This is a genomic window from Pseudomonas entomophila (genome assembly GCF_023277925.1).
Classification (GTDB): Bacteria; Pseudomonadota; Gammaproteobacteria; order Pseudomonadales; family Pseudomonadaceae; genus Aquipseudomonas; species Aquipseudomonas entomophila_D.
Genome location: NZ_CP063832.1, coordinates 1,360,357 through 1,378,428 on the forward strand (window position 1 = coordinate 1,360,357; position 18,072 = coordinate 1,378,428).

Below are 18,072 nucleotides of genomic sequence, written 5' to 3' on the forward strand. Positions count from 1 at the left end.
CGCGATGGGGCGCAAAGCGCCCCAAGGCGAGGTCACCGCGCGTCGGGCACCACGGCGATCACATCGATCTCCATTAGCCACTCCGCCTGGGCCAACCCCGCCACCACCAGCCCAGTGGAAATCGGGAACACCCCCTTCAGCCATTTGCCCACCTCCTTGTACACCGGCTCGCGGAAGCGCGGGTCGGTGATGTAGGTGGTCGTCTTGACGATGTGCGAAAGTTCCGAGCCGGCCTCCTCAAGCAATTGCTTGACGTTTTTCATCGCCTGCTCGGCCTGCGCTCGCGGGTCGCCGAGGCCCACCAACCGCCCTTCGAAGTCGGTGCCGACCTGGCCGCGCACATAGATGGTGTTGCCGGCCCGCACCGCCTGGCACAGGTCGTTGTCCAGGGTCTGGTTGGGGTAGGTGGCCTTGGTGTTGAACATGCGGATGCGAGTGTGGGTAGGCATCAGTGGGCTCCGAAGGTGCTGACATTGCTGATCGAGGGTTGCTGTTCATCCGCCGCGCGTTGCTCGCGGTCACGATAGGCCAGGTAGGTGCGTTGGGTGGCGATGTGCCCGGCGACATGCTTGGCGTCGTGCCACACGCCCCAGATGAATGACGAGCCACGGCGCGACAGCCAGGGCAGGCCGAGGAAGTACACGCCGGGCTCTTTCGACACGCCGCGCTGGTGCTGAGGTTTGCCGTTGGCGTCGAAGGCGTCGACCTGCAGCCAGCTGAAGTCGACGCCGTAGCCGGTGGCCCAGATGATCGAAGTGACGTTGGCCTGGGTCAGGTCCAGCGCCAGCAACGGGTTGCTGACGCAGTCTGGGTCGGGCAGGCGCTTGCGGGCCTCGGGCTCTTCCGGCAGGTCCAGGCCGTTGCGCTCGATGTAGGCGTCGGCGGCATCCAGCAGGGCGAGGTAGTTCTCGTCGCCGCGGTTGATGTTGTCGGCCAGGTTGTCCTGGAAGCGTGCGACACCGCCTTCGAACGACTGGGTCAGGCCGACCAGGGTCATGCCTTGGTGGGCGAGGGCGCGGAAATCCACAGTGTGGCCGCCGCGGGCGCCGGACACGGCGATGGTCACGTGCTCGCGGCCGGGCTTGGCGATCTCTGCGTCCCATTCGCCCAGCACGCCTAGCCACCAGCAGAAATCACGGTTGCGGTAGCTGCGTGGCGGCCGGTCGTGGGCGCCGACCGACAGGTAGACCTGGCGCCCGGCGCGCATCAACTCCTCGGCGATCTGCACGCCGGAGGAACCCGCGCCAACTACCAGCACCGCGCCGTCGGGCAGTTGCTGCGGATTGTAGTAGGCGGCGGAGTGGATCTGGTGCAGGCGCTCGTCCTTCGGTGCTATGGCGGGGATCACCGGGCGCTGGAACGGGCCGGTAGCGGCCACCACGCGGTTGGCGCGGATCACGCCTTGGTTGGTCTCGATGGTGAAACCGGGGCGGTCGGCGTTGCGCACCACCTGTTTCACCTCGACGCCGGTACGCACCGGCAGGTTGTACTTGCGCACGTATTGCTCGAAGTAGTCGGCGACCTGCTCCTTACCGGCGAAGGCGTCGGCGTCGAGGTCGAATTCCAAGCCTGGGAAGCGGTCGTGCCAGACCGGGCCGTTGGCCACCAGCGAGTCCCAGCGGCCGGTGCGCCAGGCTTCGGCGATGCGCTTGCGCTCCAGCACCAGGTGTGGCACGCCCAGCTTGCTCAGGTGTTCGCTCATGGCAACGCCCGCCTGGCCGGCGCCGACCACGAGGGTGTCGATTTCGATGTTGTTCAGTGTCATGTCCCAGCCCTTCTTCAGCGGCGTTCTTGTTCAGGTCGGTGGGGACCGCCTTTGCCTGGGGTCAGACTAGGGAGGGCGAGGGAATCACGAAAATAGTATTTAGCTGGGGCTTGCCGATAAATTGGCGAAGGCTGCGCGTTTGAGTGAAACAGGATTTGCCTCTACCCCTGTAATCCTGGGGCTGCTGCGCAGCCCTTTCGCGGCTTAAGGCCGCTCCTACAGGGGGCGCGCGGTCAGCGTGAGCTGCCTCCTTGCCTCAGCACATAGTTTTTTCCTGCCCTGTGCCGAGGAAAATGTTGGTTTCGCAGCGTCCGAGGGCCGCCGAGAATGCCGGTAACTCAACACAGGAGCTGCACCATGACCTTCTCCATCATTGGCCGCTGCGTGGAAACCGGCCAGGTCGGCATCGCCATCAGTTCGTCCAGCATCGCCGTCGGCGCCCGCTGCCCCTGGGTTCGCGCTGGAGTAGGCGCGGTCGCCACCCAGAACATCACCTTGCCGGCGCTCGGCCCGCAGATCCTCGACGCCCTGGAGCAAGGCCAACTGCCGCCCGCTGCGGCACTGGACCGGGTGCTCAACGCCAATGGCTGGAGCGAGTATCGCCAAGTCACGGTGATCGACAGCCAGGGCCAGGTGGCCTTATTCACCGGCAAGGAGGCGTTGGGCGTGCACAACGCGGTGGCGGGCGAACAGTGCGCGGCAGCGGGCAACCTGCTGACTTCGCGCGCGGTGATCGAAGCGATGGTCGCGGCCTTCGAACAGACCGGTGGCCACCTGGCCGACCGCCTGCTGGCCGCCATGCACGCGGCGATGGCGGCCGGTGGCGAAGCGGGGCCGGTGCACTCGGCTGCATTGAAGATCGCTGGCGAGCTGACCTGGCCGCTGGTGGACTTGCGCGTGGACTGGGCCGAGCAGGACCCGATCGGTGCTCTCGACAATCTGTGGCAGGCTTACCGCCCCCAGTTGCAGGATTACGTGACCCGTGCACTCAACCCGACCGCCGCGCCCAGCTATGGGGTGCCGGGTGATGAGTGAGCTCTGCAGCCGCGCGCTGCTGGAGCGGCTGGTGGGCTTTGCCACGGTAAGCCGCGACTCCAACCTGGCGCTCATTGGCTTCATCAAGGATTACCTGGCCGGCCTTGGCGTGGAAAGTGAGTTGTTCCATAACGCCGAAGGCACCAAGGCCAACCTGTTTGCCACCCTCGGCCCTCACGATCGGGGCGGCGTGGTGCTGTCGGGGCACACCGATGTGGTGCCGGTCGACGGGCAGGCCTGGACCTATGATCCGTTTCATCTGACCGAGCACGATGGCCGCCTTTACGGGCGAGGCACCGCCGATATGAAGGGTTTCATCGCTTCGGTGCTGGCGGCCGTGCCGGCGTTCCTCGCGCAACCGCTGCGCCTTCCTGTGCACCTGGCGTTCTCCTACGACGAAGAGGTCGGTTGCCTGGGCGTGCGCTCGTTGCTCGCCGCGTTGGCGCAACGGCCGAACAAGCCGACCCTGTGCCTGATCGGCGAGCCCACCGAACTCAAGCCGGTGCTCGGCCACAAGGGCAAGCTGGCGATGCGCTGCCAGGTGCATGGCGCGGCCTGTCATTCGGCCTACGCACCCTATGGGGTCAATGCCATCGAATACGCGGCGCGGCTGATCGGCAAGCTCGGCGAGATCGGCGAAGGCCTGGCATTGCCACGCCACCATGACCTGCGCTTCGACCCGCCGTTTTCCACGGTGCAGACTGGCGTGATCAAGGGGGGGCGGGCGCTGAACATCGTGCCGGAGGCGTGCGAGTTCGACTTCGAAGTGCGCGCCTTGCCGGGGTTCGATGCCCAGACGGTGGCCGACCAGCTGCAGCGCTACGCCGTGGCCGAATTGCTGCCGCGCATGCGCGCGGTCAGCGCGGCCAGCGACATCCGCCTGCAACCCCTGAGCGCCTATCCTGGGCTGGCCACGCCGGCCGACAGCGAGGCAGCGCAGCTGGTGGCGCTGTTCAGTGGTTCGAGTGAGTTCGGCACCGTGGCGTTCGGCACCGAGGGCGGGCTGTTCGAGCAGGCCGGCATCCCCACTGTGGTGTGCGGGCCGGGGAGCATGGACCAAGGGCACAAGCCGGACGAGTTCGTCAGCGTGCAGCAGTTGCAGCGTTGTGATGCGATGCTGCTGCGGTTGCGGGATTATCTGACGGCTACGTAAGGGGCTGGAGCGTCTGGCCGAAGCAAGACGCTCCATTGGAAGTAAAATATTAGATTTATTCTTTAAACCATTGTTTATATTGAATATTTTGCTTTTATAGGTGTCTTTGAGAGTTTGTGTCAAACAGCATCAAATAAGTTCTTTAACCTATTGAAAATTAAAAATTATCTCTTAGCTATGGCGTGCTGCACGCATTGCTCGTAGTACGTCTGCTTGATCGCCGCGGGCTTGAGCTGCGATCGGCTGTTGTAGGTTTGCTCGGTGATGCCGAAGGCCGTCATGCGCATCCAGGGTTTGTCGAACTTGCGCACCTGCAGGCGCTTGCGGGTGGCATACAGCGTGACCCCGGAGAGCTTCGCCTGCTGCGCCTCGGCGGCGATCTGCGAGCCCCAGCCGCACACTTGACGCTCGTTCTGGCTCAGCGCCCGGGCCTGTACGGCGAAGGTGGTGGTGGCCAGCAGGCAACTGGCCGCGGTTGCTAGAAATACTCGCATGTTGCTGTCCTAAGCATCTGAGGAAGAACGGAGTTTGCCGTCACCTCAGCAGCCTGGGGGCCAGCAAAATGCCGTCAGGCAGCGGCGTATGGCTTAAGCACCATGAAACCTTGGCAGATGTATTTGAGCGTATAACTGCTTGCGGTATCGTCCCGCCTGTCTTTCACAACCAGGGCGAAAAAAGATCGCGGAGACAGGCACAAGCCCGCCGCCCGCTTCCACGGGATGTGTTCTGGGACCAGCAGAGGGTGACCGGGGAAACGGGGGCGACCTTGCGCCGCCCCGCGATCAAAGCTAACGAAGCTTCGGTGGATCAGGCAGCCTGGTGGTGCTTGACCTGCGCCTTGCGAACCTGCGCGCGGCAGGCGTCGCCGAAGGCCTGGAACATCTTGATCGAATCAGGGTTCTTCGCTGCCTGCCACTCGGGGTGCCACTGCACCGCGAACAGGAAGGGCGAGAGCGTCGGGGCGTGAATGGCCTCGACCAGGCCGTCCTCGGCGTGGGCGATCGGCTCGATGCCGGAACCCAGGTTGCGCAGGCCCTGGCCATGCAGCGAGTTGACGCGGATCTCGTCGGTGCCCAGGGTGTCGCGCAGCCAGCTACCTGGCTTGATTTTCACGCCATGGACCGCCGCGTACTGGACTTCGACCGGGTCTTCCGGGTTTTCCCGGTGGTCGTTGAAACCGGGTTCGGCGTAGACCTTCTGGTAGATATCACCACCCAGGGCCACGTTGATTTCCTGCATGCCGCGGCAGATGCCGAAGATCGGCAGGCCGCGCTTGATCGCCGCCTTGACCAGCGGGATGTCGAACAGGTCGCGGTTCTGGTCCTGGCCTTTGCCGGGGGTCTGGTTGTCCTGGCCGTAGAGAGCGGGGTCGATGTTGCTGCCCGCGCCGGTCAGGTATACGCCGTCGGCCATGTCCAGGTAGGTGTCGAGGTCCTCGGTACCGCAGCAGGTGGGCACCAGGACCGGGACGCAACCGGCGAACTCGACCAGCGGGGTGATGTATTTGTGGGTCATGACCTGGTAGTCATGGCCTTTGCGCTCTTGGCTGCCCATGGTCATCAGGACGACGGGTTTGCGCAGGGAGGGTTGCTTGTTGCCAATGTTGCTGTTGGACATATGTCACCTTGAGACAGGTCATGCCTGTCGTTGTTGTGCAGGCGCACGGCCGGGGCCATGGGTGCAGCCTGGAGCCCCGAGCACTGCCGGCTCACCTGGGGCGATGCCGGTCGGGGCATGACTCATAGCTTGCCAGAGCCGTTCGATATGTCAAACGAGTGGCAGGGGGCTCAGGCACCGAATTTCGGGGGCTGGAGGGCGTCGGGGCCTTTGGTGACAAGGGTTTGACGGGGGTTGAAGTCAATAATACTTAACGATGCAGTCGGTTCATTGCACGGCTGCAATGAAGCCTGCCCGCCGTTGCGGCGGGCAGGTGAGCGATCAGTCGTCGAGGCGTTCGAGCACGCCGAAGCCATAGCCGCCCAGCCAGTCTGCGCGGATGCGCTCGCCCAGCGGTTGCACATGGTTCTGCAGCGGTGCCAGCCAGTCGATGGCGTGGCTGGCCAGGCGTGCGCTCAGGGCCAGGCTGTCGCCGCCCTGTTGTGGCAGGGCCGTGGCCGGCACGCTGGGTTTGCCGGCCAGCCACGGCAGGCTGCCCAGCAGCAGCGTGTACAACACCAGCAGTTTTACGTAGAGCCCCAGCGGCAGCGGTTGCACCAGGCGCACCAGGTAGGTCAGCGCCCTGAACAGGTGCACGGCCAGGCCACAGAGGGCCAGCAGCAGAGCCAAGGCGGGGGTGACCAGGTCACGGTAGCTGTCGCGGCCGAGCGTCGACAGGTCGTCCGGCGCCGCCACCCGCTGTTTCATCAGCTCGCGAGCATCGTGTTGCAGCGCCGGTTGGTAGGCCATGCGCTCGAAGGCGTCCTGGGTGAGGTAGGCGTACAGGGTGATGCCGGGCGGCAGGCTCAGGGCCTGGCGCCATTGTGCCTGCACCGCCGCCACGGCCAGGAACTCCGGGCGGCCCAGGCCGGGTTCGATCCAGCCGGCATCGATGCGTTCCTGGATCAGCTCGGCGTACTGGTTGCGTGCCTCGCGACGCACCTGGCGGGCCACCGCTTTGTTGAACCCAGCGCGGTCCTCGGGTTGCCAAAGATCATTGACCGGCACGCCCATCTGCTCGCGCAGCACATGACGCACCGGCTGCCATTCGCTCACCGGCAGGTTCCACGGGTTGTAGTTGCGCCCGCGCTTGGTCAGCAGGCGCTGGTAGTCGGTCCACGCCTGGCCCTGGCGCTGGAGGATCGCCATGCGGCTGGTGGCGCCGTAGTAGAACAGGCTGGCGCGCCGGTATTGGCGGTAGTTGTCTTCCAGCTTGGCGGTGGCCGCGCGGTAGTTGTCGTAGTTGCGCGCCAAGCCGCCGCGCTGGCGGTCGGCGAGCTGTTCGAAGAAGGCTTGCGCAGCCAAGCCCTGGACGGCGGGCAGCGGAGTGATGGCCGGCAGGCGCAGGGCCAGTTCGGCCAGGCGCAGCTTGCCTTCGGGGCTGCGCAGCTCGGCCGCGCTGGCGCTTTGGCCGTCCAGGCGCAGGTCATGGTTGAGCATTTGATTGAGCAGTGGGATGCCGAACGCCGCCTGGGCCTCTTGCTGCGGGGTGGCGCGCTCGACCAGCGCATCGACCAGCAGGCGCTGGGCGTGGTAGCCCAGGTACACGCTGGTGCCGCAGATGATCAGCGCCCACAGCAGGGTGCGGCCGAAGCCCCAGGCCTGGCGCATGCTCTTGCGCAGCAGGCAACTGAGCACCAGCAGGCCGACCGACGCGGCGGTCAGCCATTGGCCGTGCACGGCGAGCTGTTGCAACCGAGTGTGATAGGCCAGGGTGCCGACCACGTCGGTCAGGCGTGCGCAGAAGGCGAGGGTGACCAGCAGGTAGGCCAAGGTCGGCAGCAGCATCACCTGTGCAAGGCGGCGTTGCTGGTCGCGGGTCAACGGCAGGTTGCCGCCCCACAGGGCCAGGGCCAGGCGTTGCAGGGGCGAGCGTTCATGGCTGGCGGGGTAGGCCGAGCGGCGTAGCAGGGCGCCGATCATCGGGCGTTACCTGATGAGTGGGCAAGGCAGGCAGAGGCAAGGCTGACCGAAGAGGTCGCAGGGGTGTTCACGCGCGGCGTTCCTTGTCGAGGCAATGGTGCGTCCAGGGTTGCCGCGCGATAGTAGCATGCTGATAGCTTTTACGTGCCCCTGTAGGAGCCAGCCTCGCTGGCGAACACCGGCAGAGCCGGTGCCACCGTTCGCTCGCTAATGCAGGATCTGCCTGAGAAACGCCTGCGCCCGCGCCGTACGTGGCTGGCCGAAGAACACCTCAGGCGGGCTGTCCTCGATGACCTGCCCCCCCTCCAGGAACAGCACCCGCTCGGCCACCTGGCGGGCGAACCCCATCTCGTGGGTGACACAGAGCATGGTCATGCCGGTGCCCGCCAGTTGCACCAGCACATCGAGCACTTCGGCGACCATTTCTGGGTCGAGCGCCGAGGTTGGTTCGTCGAACAGCATGATCCGCGGCTTCATGCACAGTGCCCGGGCAATCGCCACGCGCTGCTGCTGGCCACCGGACAGCTGGTTGGGGTACTTGTGCGCCTGGCTTTCGATACCGACCTTGCTCAGGTACATCCGTGCCCGCTCCTCGGCGTCCTTGCGCGACAGCCCACGCACGCTCATCGGCGCCAACAGGCAGTTGTCGAGCACGCTCATGTGCGGGAACAGGTTGAAGTGCTGGAATACCATGCCGATCTCGCTGCGCACCTGGGCGGCCTGGCGCGTGGTGGCGGCCAGGTCGGTGCCGGCTACCCGAATACTGCCTTGCTCGGCGATCTCCAGGCGGTTGATGCAGCGGATCAGCGTCGACTTACCCGAGCCGGAAGGGCCGCAGAGCACGATGCGTTCGCCCTCGCGCACCGACAGGTCGATATCGTGCAGCACATGGAAGGCGCCGTAGTGCTTGTTCAGGCCCTCGATACGGATCAGTTCCGGGCGCGGGTCGGGTGCGGGGTGAAACGGGGCAAGGCTGGCAAGACTGGCAAGACTGGAGGATGCGGACATCGTTCTTGTTCTCCCGCTCTGGTTTCAGTCGAAGCGTGCGGCGCTGTAGGGCGCAGGGTTGGTGAAGGGATGCTGGCCGGTGAGCAATTCCGCCAGCAGGCGGCCGCTGACCGGGCCCAGGGTCAGGCCGTGGTGGGCGTGGCCGAAGTTGAACCACAAGCCCTTGTGCCGAGGGGCCGGGCCGATGACCGGGCGCATGTCTGGCAGGCAGGGGCGCCGGCCCAGCCAGGGTGTGTCGTCGAGGCGCTCGCCCAGGGCCGGGAACAGCTTGCGGGCCAAGGCTTCGCAGCGCCGCAGTTGGATCTCGTTGGCGGCCGCGTCGCTGGCGGCGAACTCGATACCGGTGGTCAGGCGCACGCCTCGGGCCATGGGCGCCAGCACATAGCCGCCCTGGGTGTCGCACACCGAGTGACGCAGCTGGGCACCCTCACGGGTGGCGTAGTGCATGTGGTAGCCGCGCTTGATCCCCAGGGGGAAGTCATAGCCCAGCGCTTCGTAGAGTTCGGCCGACTGTGGGCCGAGGCAGGCCACCACTTCCTCGGCGCTGACCGCGCCACGCTGTGTATCCACCTGCCAGCCACCGTCGGCCTGGCGCAGGCTGCGCGCATCGCCGTGGAGGAACTGCCCGCCGCGTTGGACGAACAACGCGGCATAGCCACGGGTGAGGCCGCCGGGGTTGCTCACGGTCTTCGGGTCCAGCCAGTGGATGCCGCCGACCACGCCACCGTCGAGCTGTTGTTCACGGGCCTGGAGCTGATCGTGTTCGAGGATTTCGTAGCGCAGCCCATAGCGGGCCAGGCCAGGCAGCTCACGCTTGGCCTGCTCGAACAGCGCGCTGTCGCGGTACACCTCGATCCAGCCCTTGGCCTGCACGAGGTCCTGCAAGCCGGCGGCGTCGATCAGCGCGTCGTGCTCCTCGACACTGCGCTGCACCAGCGGCAGCATGTCCGCGGCAGCCTTGGCCAGGCGCCCCGGCGCCGACTGTTGCCAGTAGCGCAGCAGCCAGGGGGCGGCCTTGGGCAGGTGCGCCAGGCTGTAGCGCACGTCCGGTTGGCGGTTCAGGCCGTAGCGCAGCAGTGCGCCGAACTTTCGCGGGAAGGCGTAAGGGATCACGCTGGAGCGCTCGATCAGCCCGGCATTGCCGTGGCTGGTGCCGCTGCCGGGCTCGTCGCGGTCGATCAGGATCACCTGGCGCCCACGCGCCTGCAGGTGCAGCGCGGTGCTGACGCCGACGATGCCGGCGCCCAGAACGATGGTTTGGCAATGCATGGAGCGGTTCCCTCGGTCAGTTCAGGTGGCGGCCCAGGCGGGCCTCCAGGTGTTTCAGGGTGCGACGCACCAGCTCGACGATCAGCAGGTAGAGCACCGCCGCCCACAGGTAGATCTGGAAGTCGAAGCTGCGCGAGAAGGCCAGTTTGGTCACCCCCATCAGGTCGTAGATCGTTACCAGCGAGGCGATGGCGCTGGCCTTGATCATCATGATCAGCTCATTGCCCAGCGGCCCGATGGCCACCAGCAGCGACTGCGGCAGGACCACCTTGAAGAAGGTGGTGGAGCGCTTGAGGTTCAACGCCCTGGCTGCTTCGTACTGCCCGGGCGCGACCGCCATGAGGCTGGCGCGGAAGATCTCGGCCTGGTAGGCGGCGGTGTTGAGGGTGAAGGCGAGCAGGGCGCAATACCAGGCCTCGCGGAAGAACCACCACAGCCCGACGTCCTGCCAGAAACCTTTCAGCGAGCCCAGGCCGTAGTACAGCAGGAACAGCTGGGCCAGCAGCGGCGAGCCACGGAAGAAGTACACATAGCCCGCCGCCAGGCGTTGCAGCAGCCGGCTACGCGACAACCGCGCCAGGGCCATCAGCATCCCCAGCAGCGCGCCGAGGGTGAACGAGATCGCCACCAGCTGGGCGGTTACCAGCAGGCCGTCGACGAAGCGCGCGCCATAACGCTCCAGCAGGTCCGGGTCGAGCACATAGGCCAGCAGTTGCTCGAGGCTCATGGGCGGGCTCCTTGCAGGTGGCGGTTGCTGCGCCGCTCAAGCAGGGCGAAGACCCTGCCCGACAGTGCCGAGAACAGCAGGTAGGCCAGGCAGGCGACGCCATAGAAGAGCATCGGCTCCTTGGTCACGCTGACCGCCAGGTTGGTCTGGCGCATCAGGTCGATCAGCGAGATGGTCGAGACCAGCGAGGTGTCCTTCAACAAGCTCAGCCAGTTGTTCGACAGGCCCGGCAGGGCGATGCGCGCCAGTTGCGGCAGCACCACCTTGAAGAACCCCGTACGCCGGCCCAGGCCCAGTGCCGAGCAGGCTTCCAGTTGGCCTTTGGGCAGGGTCTTGAAGGCCATCAGCCAGATTTCGCTGGAGAACGCTGCGAACACCAGGCTGAAGGCGATCATCGCCGCGAGGAAGGTGTTGATCAGCACTTCACCCGGGTAGCCCAGGGCGGCGAGGATCTTTTGCGCGGCGATCTGGCAACCGTAGTAAATGATCAGCAGCGTGAGCAGTTCGGGCAGGCCACGGAACACCGTGGAGAAGGTGGTCGCCCAGGCCCGTGGCATGCGCTTGCGCGAACGGGCGGCCAGCGCCACGACCAGGCCCAGCGGCAGGCCGATGGGCAGGCAGGCCAGGGCCAGCGACACGGTCACCAGGGCGCCGGCCAGCAGCGCCTGGCCCCAGCCGCCACTGGCGAAGGAGAGCAGGGAGAGTTGATCGAGCATGGGTTCACCCTCAGGTTCGGCATGTTTGGGGCTGCGCAGCAGCCCCTGGGGCCTATCAATCAACTGAATCAGTTGTAGATATCGAAGGTGAAGTACTTGCCAGCGATCTTCTGGTACGTGCCATTTTTCACGATCGCCGCCAGCGCCTCGTTCAACCGGGTACGTAGGGCCTCGTCCTCCTTGCGCACGGCAATGGCCGCGTCGGCCTTGGTGTTGGCGACATCCCCGAGGATCCTGCAGCAATCCTGGCCGTTCTTGCTCAACCACTCATGCAGTGGGAACTTGTCGGCGATTACCCCGTCCAGGCGCCCGGCGGCGAGGTCGGCGTTGGCTTCGTCCATGGTCGGGTACAATTTCACCTCGGCACCGGCCTTGCCGTACACGTCCTCGGCGTAGATCGCCTGGGTGGAGGAGGACTGCGCGCCGACCGTGTAGCCCTTGAAGTCGGTCTGTGCGTCGTTGATCTTGCTGTCCTTTGCCACCGCCACGGTCAGCGGGGTGCGGTAGTAGTGGTCGGTGAAGGCGATCTTCTTGCGCCGCTCCTGGGTGTCGATCATCGAGGCGACCACGGCGTCGTACTTGCGCGCCATCAGTGCCGGGATGATGCCCTCCCAATCCTGCGCAACCAGGGTGCACTCGACTTTCATCTGCTCGCACAGGGCATGGGTGATGTCGATGTCGAAGCCATGCAACTGGTTGTTGGCGTCGACGTAATTGAAGGGCGGGTAGGCCCCCTCGGTGGCGAAGCGCAGGGTCTCGGCGCTGGCGCTGCCGGCCAGCCACAGGGCGCACGCACCCACCACAGCCATGGTTCTTTTCATCTCGCACCTCGGTCGTTGCACTCTTGCTATTGTTGTTTGCCCGCCGTGTAGCCGACGAACTCGTTATGTAGAGCGGCAGTTGCTTCCAAGCGTCTTTCAACATCCGGTCCGAGCTTTTTGCAGACCTCGTTGACCATCAGGTGCACCCACGACAGCATCGTCGCGGTGGATTCCCAGAACAGGTTGAATTCGCTGGGGATGCGGAACACCTCGTCGGCGTTGGCATCGGCCCAGTCACAGAAGGTGTCGGTGACCAGCGTCACCGGGATACCCCGCGCGCGCGCCTTCTGGCACAGCTGCAAGGCGTGGCGCGAGTAGCGGCGCGCCTCGAACACCACCAGCGCGCACTGCTCCGGGCGGCCCAGCAGCACTTCGCCGAAATGCCCGGCGCTGCCGTCGACCAGTTGCACCCCGTCGCGCAGGTACTGCAGCAGGTGGCTCATGCACATGGCGATGCCGCGTTCGGTCTGGAACCCGGCGATGAACACCCGGGGCTTGTCGGCCAGACGCTGGGCGACCTGCTGCCAGGCTTCGCCGCGGCTGTACTCATGCACGCGCACCAGCGCGGCCATCTCCAGCTCCAGGCTGCCAGAGCGCTGGTCGTCCTCGGGTTGCTGGCGGAACTCCTGCAGGCGATCGCCCACCAGCCAGGGGCCGTCGCCCAAGTCATTCTGCAGGTCCTGCTTGAGCGCCTTGAGGTGGGCGTAGCCGAGGGAACGGCAGAACCGTCCGACGCTCGATTCGCTCACGCCCAGCTTGCCGGCGATGCTCGCCGAGGTCTGGAACGGCAGCTCGTGGAGGTTGGCGAGCATGTAGCTGGCGATCTGGCGGCCCGAAGCGGCTGCGGTGTGCAGGCTGCTTTCCAGGCGTTGCTTGATCGATTGGCTCATGGGCGGCTCCGGCTGATTTCTGGCGTGAGAGAGAAAATGGATGTTTTCTGTCATTAAGTCAATATTTGACAGATTGCTGTCATTGGCGGGAAAGTCTGTGTCGTTGCGCTGTAGCTATTCCAATTCCAAGAAAGGAGCTTCAGATGTCCTCACCGTCCACCGGCCCTGTCGTGCGCATAGCCTTCAACGAATTGCAGGCGTTGTTGCAGTCGATTTTCGAGCGTCATGGTTGCAGCGCGGCGGTGGCCGCCGTGCTTGCCCACAACTGCGCCAGCGCCCAGCGCGATGGGGCTCACAGTCATGGCGTGTTCCGTATTCCCGGCTATGTCTCGACCTTGGCCAGCGGTTGGGTCGATGGGCGTGCCGAGCCGCAGGTGACCGACCTGGCACCCGGCTATGTGCGGGTCGATGCCAAGGGTGGCTTCGCCCAGCCGGCGCTGGCGGCGGCCCGGCCGCTGCTGGTGGAGAAGGCCCGGGCGGCGGGCATTGCGGTGCTGGCGATCCACAATTCCCACCATTTTGCCGCGCTGTGGCCGGATGTCGAACCTTTCGCCGACGAAGGCCTGGTGGCCCTGAGCGTGGTCAACAGCATGACCTGCGTGGTGCCCCATGGGGCGCGCAAGCCGCTGTTCGGTACCAACCCCATTGCCTTTGCCGCGCCGTGCGCTGGGCATGACCCGATCGTCTTCGACATGGCCACCAGCGCCATGGCCCATGGCGATGTGCAGATCGCCGCCCGTGCTGGCGAGCAACTACCGCCAGGCATCGGCGTGGATGCCGCCGGCCAGCCGACCACCGACCCCAAGGCGATACTCGAGGGCGGGGCGCTGCTGCCGTTCGGCGGGCACAAGGGCTCGGCGCTGTCGATGATGGTTGAGTTGCTGGCGGCGGCGCTGACCGGGGGCAATTTCTCTTGGGAGTTCGATTGGTCGGGGCATCCGGGGGCGAAGACGCCGTGGACCGGGCAGTTGATTATCGTGATTGACCCGAGCAAGGCCGAGGGGGCACGGTTTGCCCAGCGCAGCCGCGAGCTGGTGGAGCAGATGCAGGCGGCAGGGTTGGCGCGCATGCCTGGGGAGCGGCGCTATCGGGAGCGTGAGGTGGCTGGGCGGGAAGGGGTGGCGTTGGGGGAGCGGGAGTGGGTGGAGTTGAAGGTGCTGGCGGGGTGAGTTTGGACTGATGGGGGCCTCCAGGCGCTAGACGCAGTAGTTGCATCGCCTATCAGATCGAGCGCCGCCCGCGCGGCGCATGGTTTGAGCCGGGCGGGGCGGTCACCGGTACTCTTCCAGACATAACTGGCCCGAAATAAACGTAGGAGCGGATTCATCCGCGATGCGCCGCGCGGGCGGCGCTCGATCTGGAGGGCGCCACAAGGCTCCCGTCGAACCCCTTGAAACCCAGCGCCTTTGCACCCCTGCATCGACCGCTTGCGCACCGGTGATGTTCCTGACGCCTGACTGCAGGTATCCTCGCCAGAGCCTTCCCTGAACTGTCCTGATTTCCAAGGAGCTGCACGCTGTGTTCAAACATGTCGATGCCTATGCCGGCGACCCGATCCTCTCGCTGATGGAAACTTTCAAGGCCGACCCGCGCGCCGACAAGGTCAACCTGAGTATCGGCCTGTACTACGATGAAGCCGGCGTGGTGCCGCAGCTGGCGGCGGTGGGCGCGGTGGAAAAACGCCTGGCCGGCCAGCCCCACGAAGCCTCGCTGTACCTGCCGATGGAAGGCCTGGCCGCCTACCGCCAGGCGATCCAGAGCCTGCTGTTCGGCGCCGACCACCCAGCCGTCACCGACGGTCGTGTGGCCACGGTGCAGACCGTGGGCGGCTCTGGTGCGCTGAAAGTCGGCGCCGATTTCCTCAAGCGCTATTTCCCTGGCTCCGAAGTCTGGGTGAGCAACCCGACCTGGGACAACCACCGGGCGATCTTCGAAGGCGCGGGTTTCAAGGTGCACACCTACCCGTACTTCGACCAGGCCACCCGTGGCGTGGACTTCGCCGGCATGCTCGGCGCCCTGCAAACCTTGCCGGCCAACAGCATCGTCCTGCTGCACCCGTGCTGCCACAACCCCACCGGTGCCGACCTCACTACGCAGCAGTGGCAGCAGGTGGTCGAGGTGGTCAAGGCGCGCCAGCTGATCCCGTTCCTCGACATCGCCTACCAGGGCTTCGGCGAAGGCCTGGTGGAGGATGCCTTCGCCATCCGCGAGATGGCCCGTGCCGGTGTACCCTGCCTGGTCAGCAACTCGTTCTCGAAGATCTTCTCGCTGTACGGCGAGCGGGTAGGGGGCCTGTCGGTGGTCTGCGACGACGCCGCCACCGCCGTCAGCGTGCTGGGCCAGCTCAAGGCCACCGTGCGTCGCAACTACTCCAGCCCGCCCGCGTTCGGTGCGCAGCTGGTGGCCGGCGTGCTCGGCGAGGCTGGCTTGAACGCCCAGTGGGAGGCGGAGGTCGAGGTGATGCGCAAGCGCATTCTCGAGATGCGCCAAGGCCTGGTCGATCTGCTCGGCGAACTGCTGCCGGGCCAGGACTTCCAGTTCTTCCTGCGCCAGCGCGGCATGTTCAGCTACACCGGCTTCAACGTCGAGCAGGTACGCCGCCTGCGTGACGAGTTCGGCGTGTACCTGATCGACAGTGGCCGCATGTGCATGTCCGGCCTGCGCCCGGCCAACCTGCGCCAGGTGGCCGAAGCGTTCGCCGCTGTGCAGCAGTAACCCCCCTGTTCGCTGGCAAGCCGGTTCCTACGGACCTCTGTAGGAACCGGCTTGCCAGCGAACCAGGCTGCCTGCGTTCTTCCCTTCTTGTAAAGACAAGTGCAACCGTCTCTCGGGCGGGGCTTCCCCAAGTGCAACCTTTGCATGCACAATCGCGCCCCTCTTCCCCGGTTGAGTTGGGCGAATCGTCTAGTTCGCCATTCTCAGCCTGTTGCAGTCTTGCGAGTGGAGCTTCACCCGGATGAATGAGCAGGCCCCAAGCGTTGAACAACGCTTTGTAGAATCGACCCCCGCCACCCTCGGCAGCTGGTCGCGTCACGACACCACCTGGATGCTGGGCCTGTTCGGCACGGCCATCGGCGCCGGAACCCTGTTCCTGCCCATCAACGCCGGCCTTGGCGGTTTCTGGCCGTTGCTGGTCCTGGCCGTGCTGGCCTTCCCCATGACCTACTTCGCCCACCGCGGGCTGACCCGCTTCGTGCTCTCCGGCCGTAATGGCGGTGACATCACCGAAGTGGTCGAAGAGCACTTCGGGATCAAGGCCGGCGCGTTGATCACCGTGCTGTACTTCTTTGCCATCTTCCCGATCCTGCTGATCTACAGCGTGGCCCTGACCAACACTGTCAGCAGCTTCCTGGAGCACCAGTTGCACATCGCGCCGCCGCCGCGGGCGATCCTCTCGTTCGTGCTGATTCTCGGCCTGCTGGCCATCGTGCGCTGCGGCGAGCAGGCCACGGTCAAGGTCATGAGCCTGCTGGTGTACCCGTTCATTGTCGCCCTGGCGATGCTGGCCCTGTACCTGGTGCCGCACTGGACCGGCGGCATCCTCGACACCGCCGCGCAAGTGCCGTCGGGCTCGGCGTTCCTGCACACCGTGTGGCTGGCCATTCCGGTGATGGTGTTCTCGTTCAACCACTCGCCGATCATCTCGGCCTTCGCCGTCGACCAGAAGCGCCGCTACGGCGACCACGCCGACGAGCGCAGCGGCCAGATCCTGCGCCGCGCCCACCTGCTGATGGTGCTGATGGTGCTGTTCTTCGTGTTCAGCTGCGTGCTGACCCTGAGCAGCGCCCAGCTGGCCGAAGCCAAGGCGCAGAACCTGTCGATCCTGTCGTACCTGGCCAACCACTTCGAGCAGCCGGCCATCGCCTTCGCCGCGCCCTTGATCGCTTTCATCGCCATCGCCAAGTCGTTCCTGGGCCACTACATCGGTGCCAGCGAAGGCCTCAAGGGCATGATCGTCAAGGCCGGCATGCGCCCGGGCGCCAAGACCCTGGACCGCGTGGTCGCCGCGCTGATGCTGGTGGTGTGCTGGATCGTCGCCACCCTCAACCCGAGCATCCTGGGCATGATCGAATCGCTGGGTGGCCCGATCATCGCCGTGCTGCTGTTCCTGATGCCGATGTACGCCATCCGTCGCGTACCGTCGATGCGCAAGTACAGCGGCGCGCTGTCCAACGTGTTCGTGGTGGTCGTCGGCCTGGTGGCCCTGACCTCGGTGGTGTACGGCCTGCTGGCCTGATTCACGCCCGAGCGAAACCAATGCCCGGGGCGGTTGTCGCCACCCGGGCATTTTTTTGGCCACAAAGATTGTCCGGCAATAGAACAATTTAATGTTTGCTTATAGGCACTTGCCTGGCTTCATGCTTAACTCAGGGTCTTTTTCAAACCCGCATAAGGATTTCCGCCATGGCTCAAGTGACTCTCAAAGGCAACCCGGTTCAAGTCAAAGGCGAGCTACCCAAGGCTGGCGCCGCGGCGCCGGCTTTCTCCCTGGTCGCTGGCGACCTGTCCGACAAGTCTCTCAAGGACTTCGTCGGCAAGCGCAAGGTGCTGAACATCTTCCCGAGCGTCGACACCCCGACCTGCGCCACCTCGGTGCGCAAGTTCAACGCCCAGGCCAATGATGTGGCAAACACCGTAGTACTGTGCATCTCTGCCGACCTGCCGTTCGCCCAGGCGCGCTTCTGCGGCGCCGAAGGCCTGGAGAACGTGAAGAACCTGTCGACCCTGCGTGGCCGCGAGTTCCTGGAAACCTACGGTGTGGCCATCGCCGACGGCCCGCTGGCCGGCCTGGCCGCCCGCGCGGTGGTGGTGCTGGACGAAAACGACAAGGTGCTGCACAGCGAGCTGGTCGGCGAAATCGCCGACGAGCCGAACTACGAGGCGGCATTGGCTGTCTTGAAGTAAGCGGCAGTAGTGTTCGCCGGCTTGCCGGCGAACCAGGTAACACCCGGTAACGGCCTGGACAACGTTCCAGGCCGTTTTCATTTAAAGTTCACCGTCTTTTCAACGTCAGCCGAAGGTAAAGCGCGGGTAAAGCCACTTTGCTAAACCGATGCCAGTGCTTATCGTTCAGGCTTTCCACGCCGTCTTTCTTTGAACAAGGTTCGT

At 65.2% G+C, this 18,072-nt stretch carries 17 protein-coding genes; 6 read left to right on the plus strand and 11 right to left on the minus strand.

What is annotated here, in order from left to right; genetic code table 11:
* Positions 1-32 precede the first annotated feature (32 nt).
* Entirely contained in the window at positions 33-449 is a 417-nt protein-coding gene (locus IM733_RS06060) for a RidA family protein (protein ID WP_248920000.1), read from the minus strand.
* A complete protein-coding gene (locus IM733_RS06065) occupies positions 449-1,765 on the minus strand; it encodes a flavin-containing monooxygenase (protein ID WP_248920001.1) in 1,317 nt (438 codons plus the stop codon). The genes IM733_RS06060 and IM733_RS06065 overlap by 1 nt, the downstream gene beginning before the upstream one ends.
* A gap of 357 nt (positions 1,766-2,122) precedes the next feature.
* On the opposite strand from IM733_RS06065, the gene IM733_RS06070 reads away from it, so the two are divergent.
* Complete coding sequence (locus IM733_RS06070; RefSeq protein ID WP_248920002.1) at positions 2,123-2,800, plus strand: DUF1028 domain-containing protein; 678 nt, start codon at positions 2,123-2,125, stop codon at positions 2,798-2,800.
* Positions 2,793-3,953, plus strand: coding sequence for an acetylornithine deacetylase (argE, locus tag IM733_RS06075; protein WP_248920003.1), 1,161 nt, complete (start codon positions 2,793-2,795; stop codon positions 3,951-3,953). The genes IM733_RS06070 and argE overlap by 8 nt, the downstream gene beginning before the upstream one ends.
* Positions 3,954-4,117: 164 nt before the next feature.
* Here argE and IM733_RS06080 read toward each other — a convergent pair whose 3' ends face one another.
* The 9 genes from IM733_RS06080 to IM733_RS06120 all read right to left on the minus strand — a co-directional run bounded on the left by IM733_RS06080 (position 4,118) and on the right by IM733_RS06120 (position 12,963).
* A complete protein-coding gene (locus tag IM733_RS06080) occupies positions 4,118-4,447 on the minus strand; it encodes a hypothetical protein (RefSeq protein WP_248920004.1) in 330 nt (109 codons plus the stop codon).
* A gap of 313 nt (positions 4,448-4,760) precedes the next feature.
* Positions 4,761-5,570, minus strand: coding sequence for a gamma-glutamyl-gamma-aminobutyrate hydrolase family protein (locus IM733_RS06085; protein ID WP_248920005.1), 810 nt, complete (start codon positions 5,568-5,570; stop codon positions 4,761-4,763).
* A gap of 321 nt (positions 5,571-5,891) precedes the next feature.
* On the minus strand, positions 5,892-7,532 hold the full coding sequence (locus IM733_RS06090; protein ID WP_248920006.1) for a hypothetical protein: 1,641 nt from the start codon (positions 7,530-7,532) through the stop codon (positions 5,892-5,894).
* A 207-nt stretch (positions 7,533-7,739) separates the two neighbouring features.
* Positions 7,740-8,540: an amino acid ABC transporter ATP-binding protein gene (locus IM733_RS06095; RefSeq protein ID WP_283107519.1), complete on the minus strand. Its 801-nt coding sequence runs from the start codon at positions 8,538-8,540 to the stop codon at positions 7,740-7,742.
* 24 nt (positions 8,541-8,564) lie between these two features.
* Positions 8,565-9,809 carry an NAD(P)/FAD-dependent oxidoreductase gene (locus IM733_RS06100; RefSeq protein WP_248920007.1) on the minus strand — a complete coding sequence of 415 codons (1,245 nt, stop codon included), beginning with the start codon at positions 9,807-9,809 and terminating at the stop codon, positions 8,565-8,567.
* Between the two features lie 16 nt (positions 9,810-9,825).
* Positions 9,826-10,536 carry an ABC transporter permease gene (locus tag IM733_RS06105; protein WP_248920008.1) on the minus strand — a complete coding sequence of 237 codons (711 nt, stop codon included), beginning with the start codon at positions 10,534-10,536 and terminating at the stop codon, positions 9,826-9,828.
* Positions 10,533-11,252, minus strand: a complete 720-nt coding sequence (locus IM733_RS06110; protein WP_248920009.1) for an ABC transporter permease — start codon at positions 11,250-11,252, stop codon at positions 10,533-10,535. The genes IM733_RS06105 and IM733_RS06110 overlap by 4 nt, the downstream gene beginning before the upstream one ends.
* 68 nt (positions 11,253-11,320) lie before the next feature.
* Complete coding sequence (locus tag IM733_RS06115; RefSeq protein ID WP_248920010.1) at positions 11,321-12,073, minus strand: transporter substrate-binding domain-containing protein; 753 nt, start codon at positions 12,071-12,073, stop codon at positions 11,321-11,323.
* 26 nt (positions 12,074-12,099) lie between these two features.
* Positions 12,100-12,963, minus strand: coding sequence for a MurR/RpiR family transcriptional regulator (locus IM733_RS06120; protein ID WP_248920011.1), 864 nt, complete (start codon positions 12,961-12,963; stop codon positions 12,100-12,102).
* 143 nt (positions 12,964-13,106) lie between these two features.
* On the opposite strand from IM733_RS06120, the gene IM733_RS06125 reads away from it, so the two are divergent.
* From IM733_RS06125 to tpx, 4 genes are all read left to right on the plus strand, one after another.
* Complete coding sequence (locus IM733_RS06125) at positions 13,107-14,132, plus strand: Ldh family oxidoreductase (RefSeq protein ID WP_248920012.1); 1,026 nt, start codon at positions 13,107-13,109, stop codon at positions 14,130-14,132.
* A gap of 349 nt (positions 14,133-14,481) precedes the next feature.
* Positions 14,482-15,678, plus strand: coding sequence for an amino acid aminotransferase (locus IM733_RS06130; protein WP_248920013.1), 1,197 nt, complete (start codon positions 14,482-14,484; stop codon positions 15,676-15,678).
* Positions 15,679-15,919: 241 nt separating this feature from the next.
* Positions 15,920-17,200 (plus strand): serine/threonine transporter, encoded by a 1,281-nt coding sequence (locus IM733_RS06135; protein ID WP_248920014.1) that lies wholly within the window; start codon positions 15,920-15,922, stop codon positions 17,198-17,200.
* A 167-nt stretch (positions 17,201-17,367) separates the two neighbouring features.
* Positions 17,368-17,868 carry a thiol peroxidase gene (tpx, locus tag IM733_RS06140; protein ID WP_248920015.1) on the plus strand — a complete coding sequence of 167 codons (501 nt, stop codon included), beginning with the start codon at positions 17,368-17,370 and terminating at the stop codon, positions 17,866-17,868.
* Positions 17,869-18,072 lie beyond the last annotated feature (204 nt).